The sequence below is a fragment of the Flavobacterium sp. genome (assembly GCF_004211145.1).
GTDB lineage: Bacteria > Bacteroidota > Bacteroidia > Flavobacteriales > Flavobacteriaceae > Flavobacterium.
Window position 1 is genome coordinate 1 of record NZ_SEBS01000093.1, and the last position, 1,021, is coordinate 1,021.

The following is a 1,021-nucleotide window of genomic DNA, read 5'->3' on the forward strand; positions in this document are numbered from 1 at the left end:
CTTTAAGGCAAAACAAAACGCTGCCAGAAAAACCAGCAGCGCTCCAATCCAATACCGTGTTCGAGGTGAGGCCGTTGTCTGCGGACCCCTCATTTTTGCCGGAAAAATATCGTTATTGGTGCTCCATCGAACCCGAAGTGATCGCGGAGTTTGTTTTCCAGATACCGCGTATACGGTTCCTTGATGTACTGTGGCAGGTTACAGAAAAACACAAACGTGGGCGAGGGCGTCGGTAACTGAATCATATACTTGATTTTGATCAGCTTTCCTTTCGTCGCCGGGGGCGGGTAGTTCATGATTTCCTGCTGCATGACCTCGTTGAGTTTCGAGGTCGAAATCTTTTTATGCTTGTTTTCGTACACCTCCATCGCCTTTTCCATAACCTGGAAAATCCGCTGTTTTTCTACGACCGAAGCGAAAATAACGGGCAGGTAATCGATCGGTGCCATGCGCTGCACGATCTCTTTTTTCCACGTATCGGCGGTTTTGGTATCTTTCTCGATGGCGTCCCATTTGTTCACCATCAATAAAACCCCTTTTTTCGCCCGAACCGCCTGTCCGATAATGTTCATATCCTGCGCTTCCAGACCGCGCGTGGCGTCCAGCATCACAATCACCACATCCGACTCTTCCAGGGCCTTCAGCGAGCGCATAACCGAGTAAAACTCGATGTTGTCCTTCACTTTGGCTTTGCGCCGGATCCCGGCGGTGTCGGTCAGAATGAAATCTTTCCCAAAAGCTCTGTAACGCGTGTCGATGGCGTCGCGGGTGGTGCCGGCAATGTCCGTCACGATGCTGCGTTCTTCACCAATCAGGACGTTCAGAAACGACGACTTCCCGACGTTCGGACGGCCCAGAATGGCAATGCGCGGGATGCCCGCGTTCGGATCTTCGACGCCGTCGGACGGAAAATGCTTCACAACTTCGTCCAGCAAATCGCCCGTACCGGTTCCGGTCAGAGACGAAATCGGGAACGGGTCACCCAGACCCAGCGCGTAAAATTCACCGACGGAGTTCTGCC

Annotated in this window: 1 protein-coding gene; it reads right to left on the reverse strand. The window is 52.6% G+C overall.

Going from position 1 to position 1,021, the window contains the following annotated elements:
- Positions 1 to 89: 89 nt before the first annotated feature.
- Positions 90 to 1,021 (reverse strand): ribosome biogenesis GTPase Der (gene der / locus EOO50_RS17685; protein WP_290841609.1); only part of this gene is annotated, 932 nt, incomplete at its 5' end.